Origin of the sequence: Streptomyces mexicanus (assembly GCF_902506575.1) — a bacterium.
Lineage (GTDB): Bacteria > Actinomycetota > Actinomycetes > Streptomycetales > Streptomycetaceae > Streptomyces > Streptomyces mexicanus.
The window spans coordinates 3,305,730-3,310,252 of record NZ_LR732544.1 but is presented as its reverse complement, the minus strand read 5'-3'; the positions used below and the strand labels follow the sequence as shown (position 1 = coordinate 3,310,252).

The window sequence follows — 4,523 nt, the reverse complement described above, 5'->3', positions numbered from 1 at the left end:
TCGAGCCGACCAGCGGCAACACCGGCGTGGGGCTGGCCATCGTGGCCCAGCAGAAGGGCTACAAGTGCATCTTCGTCTGCCCGGACAAGGTCTCCACCGACAAGATCAACGTGCTGCGCGCGTACGGGGCGGAAGTGGTGGTGTGCCCGACGGCCGTGGCCCCGGAGCACCCGGACTCCTACTACAACGTCTCCGACCGGCTGGTCCGTGAGACGCCGGGCGCCTGGAAGCCCGACCAGTACTCCAACCCCAACAACCCCCTGTCGCACTATCACTCCACCGGCCCGGAGCTGTGGGAGCAGACCGAGGGGAAGATCACCCACTTCGTGGCCGGCGTCGGCACCGGCGGCACCATCTCCGGCACCGGCCGCTACCTCAAGGACGTCAGCGACGGCCGGGTCAAGGTCATCGGCGCCGACCCGGAGGGCTCGGTGTACTCCGGCGGCTCCGGCCGCCCCTACCTGGTCGAGGGCGTCGGCGAGGACTTCTGGCCCACCGCCTACGACCGCACCGTCGCCGACGAGATCGTCGCCGTCTCCGACAAGGACTCCTTCCAGATGACCCGCCGCCTGGCCCGGGAGGAGGGCCTGCTGGTCGGCGGCTCCTGCGGCATGGCGGTCGTGGCGGCGCTGCGGGTGGCCGAGCGGCTCGGGGAGGACGACGTCGTGGTGGTCCTGCTGCCGGACAGCGGCCGCGGGTACCTGTCGAAGATCTTCAACGACGAGTGGATGGCCGACTACGGCTTCCTGGAGAATGAGGGCCCCAGCGCCCGCGTCGGTGACGTGCTGCGCGACAAGGACGGCGGCATCCCCTCCCTGGTCCACATGCACCCGGACGAGACCGTCGGGCAGGCCATCGAGGTGCTGCGCGAGTACGGCGTCTCCCAGATGCCGATCGTCAAGCCGGGCGCCGGTCACCCGGACGTCATGGCGGCCGAGGTGGTCGGCTCCGTCGTCGAGCGCGAGCTGCTGAACGCGCTGTTCACCCAGCGGGCCTCGCTGGACGACCCGCTGGAGAAGCACATGTCCGCGCCGCTGCCGCAGGTCGGCTCGGGCGAGCCGGTCGCCGACCTGATGTCGGTGCTCGGTGCCGCCGATGCCGGGGCACGGGTGCGTGGGCGTGCGCGCGGGGCGCGTGCGCGCGGCGGGTGCGGGAACGTGCGGTGGCCTGCGGCTGAGCGTTCGTCTCGGAAGTGGTACGCGCGTGTCACGTGCCCGCAGCACCCGCTTAACACGCGCCGGGCACAGTAGGGGATGTCGGCGGGAGGGAGCGGCTCCCCTCCGCGCCGGCGGCCGATAGGGCGTCAGGGACCTCCGGAGCGGCTCCCGGACCTCCAAGGACGCCACGGACGCGCAGGCCCGGCCCTGACCCGGCCCGCGTCCCCCGCGGGGACCGCCGTCGTCCCGCCCCCCACTTGCTGGGGGTGCGGCGGTCCCCGCGCACACGGTCGGACGTCCTCGGCCCTCCTGCTCGCGGCCCTCCTTGCCGTCCTGCTGCTCTCAGTCCTCCTGCCAGGCGTCCCCCTGGTCGGTGCGGCGCCGGCGGCCGGCGAAGAGGCCGGGGTTGGTGCGGGCGGCCTGGACGGCGTTGACGCCGACGATGCCCGCCCAGGCCACGATCAGCCCCGGCAGATGCCCCACACCGCCGCCGATCGCGGACAGCGGGACGGCCAGCACCAGCGAGACGATGCCGAACCCGAAGCGCTCACCGAAGGAGTCGGTGGCCCTCGGCGTCCGCGCGTCGCGGGCCACCGCCATCTGCTGCTCGGCGAGCTGCCGGCGAACCCGGCGCTCCACGGCGCCGTCGATGCGCTGGTCGACCTTCTCCAGGAAGGAGTCGACCAGCGCCGACTCGTACTCGTCGCCCAGTTCCCTGCGGGCCTGCAGGGTGGCGTCGAGTTCCTTCTTCAGGTCGGCGTCCCGCGCGTCCATTCCGCTCATGTCACTCAGGCTAGGAAGACCGGGCGGGCGCCGCAGTGGGGCTAGCCCCCCACTTTCCACGGTGGCGGGCAGGTGTCCGGCCTGTCCCTTGCTCCTTCTGCATGATCTCATGCAGAGTTCTCCATAGCTGAATAAAAACTGGTCGGGGAGTACTCTCCGGGGCGTCGACGACTTCTGGAGGGGGAGCACGTCATGAGCGGGACCGACAGCCCTGCGGCACGGCTGCAGGCGCTCTTCGAAGGGCACCGGCTGACGCCGACCCAGCGGCGCATCGCGCACAGCATGGTCCGGCGCGCCGCCGACGTGCCGTTCCTGTCCAGCGTCGAACTCGCCGAGCTGGCCGGGGTCAGCCAGCCCTCGGTGACCCGCTTCGCCGTCGCCCTGGGCTTCGACGGCTATCCGGCGCTGCGCCGCCACCTGCGCGAGGTCGCGCCCGCCGAACCGGTGGACCGCCCGGTCGCCTACAACGAGTACCAGCAGGCCGTCGAGGCCGAGATCGAGAACCTCAGGCACCTGGCGGAGGCGCTGGCCGATCCGCGCCCGGTGCAGCAGGCGGGCCGGATCCTCGCCGCCTCGCGCCCGCTGCCGGTCCTCGGCCTGCGCGCCGCCGCCTCGCAGGCGTACGGCTTCTCGTACTTCGCCGCCAAGGTCCACCCGGACGTACGGCTGCTCGACGAGGGCGGCACGATGATCCAGGACCGCGTCGACGCCGCCGTACGGGCGGGCGCCTCGGCACTGCTGTGCTTCGCGCTGCCCCGGCACCCGCGTGAGGTGGTGGACACCCTCGCCTACGCCAAGGACGTCGGGCTGACCGTCGTCACGGTCGCCGACTCGGCGTTCGCGCCGGTCGCCAAACACTCCGACCTGCTGCTGCCCGCGGCCGTCGGCACCGGCCTGGCCTTCGACACGGCGTGCGCGCCGATGCTCCTGGGCCGGGTGCTCCTGGAGGCCATGTGCGACGACCTGCCGGACGCGCAGGCGCGGCTGGAGGAGTTCGACGCCAAGGCGGCGGCGCGCGGGTTGTTCGTGGAGTGACCGGCCGTCCCGTCGTGTCGGCCGCCCCGTCGTGCTGGCCGTCCTGACTGTCGGCCTTCCCGCCGTACGCGGCGGGCGTCCCGCCGGGAGCGCGGGCCGGGCGGTCGGCCGCGGGCGTGCGCTCTCAGATTCGTCTCAGGAACCCTCGCTAACCTGCCCGCCCGAGCGGGACTTTCCACCGAGGTCCCGAAGGGACTCCCGAACGGAACGGGACTGTGCCGGGGCGGAAGGAGACGGCAGTGGCACGCGGAGGTCGCGAGGGGCGCGGAGCGCGCGGAGGCCGGGGACTGGCCCGGGTGGCCGTCGTCGTACGGGCCGGGGCGGCGCCGCTGTGGTGGCTCGGGGTGTGCGCGGCGGGTATCGGGCTGGCCGTGCCGGGCCTGACCGGCCGCCGGATCGGACTGCTCGCCGGGGCCGCACTGTTCCTGGTGACCGCGGCCGTGGTGGCGTGTGCCCGGCGCCGGCGCTACCGGGCCCTGGCCCGCGCGGCCGCGCGCGCCGGACGGCACGACGTGCTGCAGGACCGGGCCGTCAGCGTCCGCGCCTGGCGGCGCGGGCACCGCTTGTGGCTGCTGCTGGCGTTCCTGGCCGCGCTGGCCGGCTCCCTGGCGCTGCCCGCGGCCGGCGGCCTGCTCCTGGCCGGTGCCGGGACCGGGCTGCGGCTGAAGGCCGCCTGGCTGGGGCGGCAGGAGCGCGCCGAGGAGGTGCTGCTGTGGGTGCGGGTCGACTGGCTCGGCAAGCACGGCGGGCGCCCGGCGGGCCCGGCGGTCAAGGGCTACCGCAGCACCGGCATCGCGGCGGGCGACGCGGCCCCGGGCGGGGCGCGCCGCCGCACCGCGGCGCTCGTCTGACCCGGCGGCCGGGGCGGACGAGGGGACAAGCGGGCCAGCGGATGAGCGGATGAGCCGACGGGTCCCGCGGGTCAGACCTCCAGGTCCTCCTCGATCTTCTTCAGCTGGTGGCGGGCCATCGCCAGGTTGGCCCGCTTGGCGTCCAGGGCGAGGTACAGGAAGAGACCGTTGCCGGCGCGGCCGCTGAGCAGCCGGATCAGGTGGTACTGGTCGGTGAGGGTGATCAGGATGTCCTCGATCTCCCCCTTGAGGCCGAGGTGCTCCATGGTGCGCATCTTGGCCCGTACGACGTCGGTGTTGCCCGCCGCCGCGACGTTCAGGTCGAAGGTCTTGCTGCCGCCCATCGTGCCCAGTGCCATGCCGCTGGTGTAGTCGACGAGCGCGACACCGGTCGCGCCCTCGATGGAGGCGAGTGCTTCTTTCAGGCAGGTCTCGGTGTTGGCCATGTCCGGGTCTCCTCGGATCGGTCGGGGTCGGTCAACTTTCGGTGGCCACAGGCGCGCCGGCGTCCGATGCGGTGTTGGGGGCGCCTGGGAGGGTGCTGGTGGTGCCTGGGGTGGTGCCGGTCGTGCTGGTGGTGCCGGGCTCGTATACACATCTGACGCGGCCGACGACGCCTTACGTGAAGGCCACGGTGGGCGCCCCCGACTTGAAAAAAAAAACACAAAAGACACAAGCACCGACGGGGAGGAAAAGA

The 4,523-nt window shown here is 73.0% G+C and carries 5 protein-coding genes; 3 read left to right on the top strand and 2 right to left on the bottom strand.

Features of this window, described 5'->3' with window-relative positions:
- A partial coding sequence (locus GV126_RS14715) for a cystathionine beta-synthase (RefSeq protein ID WP_236569993.1) occupies positions 1-1,250 on the top strand: 1,250 nt, incomplete at its 5' end.
- Between the two features lie 249 nt (positions 1,251-1,499).
- On the opposite strand, the gene GV126_RS14710 is transcribed toward GV126_RS14715, so the two are convergent.
- A complete protein-coding gene (locus GV126_RS14710) occupies positions 1,500-1,931 on the bottom strand; it encodes a hypothetical protein (RefSeq protein ID WP_185948270.1) in 432 nt (143 codons plus the stop codon).
- 201 nt (positions 1,932-2,132) lie between these two features.
- On the opposite strand from GV126_RS14710, the gene GV126_RS14705 reads away from it, so the two are divergent.
- Both GV126_RS14705 and GV126_RS14700 read left to right on the top strand, forming a co-directional pair.
- Positions 2,133-2,975, top strand: coding sequence for a MurR/RpiR family transcriptional regulator (locus GV126_RS14705; protein ID WP_028421755.1), 843 nt, complete (start codon positions 2,133-2,135; stop codon positions 2,973-2,975).
- 239 nt (positions 2,976-3,214) lie between these two features.
- Positions 3,215-3,826 (top strand): hypothetical protein, encoded by a 612-nt coding sequence (locus GV126_RS14700; RefSeq protein WP_159666576.1) that lies wholly within the window; start codon positions 3,215-3,217, stop codon positions 3,824-3,826.
- Between the two features lie 71 nt (positions 3,827-3,897).
- On the opposite strand, the gene GV126_RS14695 is transcribed toward GV126_RS14700, so the two are convergent.
- On the bottom strand, positions 3,898-4,272 hold the full coding sequence (locus GV126_RS14695; protein WP_028421757.1) for a hypothetical protein: 375 nt from the start codon (positions 4,270-4,272) through the stop codon (positions 3,898-3,900).
- Between the last annotated feature and the right edge of the window lie 251 nt (positions 4,273-4,523).

What these genes read in the sequence shown, in the direction of transcription:
- GV126_RS14705 (WP_028421755.1), top strand. Translation starts at nt 2,133, where the DNA reads ATGAGCGGGACCGACAGCCCTGCGGCACGGCTGCAGGCGCTCTTCGAA.
- GV126_RS14710 (WP_185948270.1), bottom strand. Translation starts at nt 1,931, where the DNA reads ATGGACGCGCGGGACGCCGACCTGAAGAAGGAACTCGACGCCACCCTG.
- GV126_RS14695 (WP_028421757.1), bottom strand. Translation starts at nt 4,272, where the DNA reads ATGGCCAACACCGAGACCTGCCTGAAAGAAGCACTCGCCTCCATCGAG.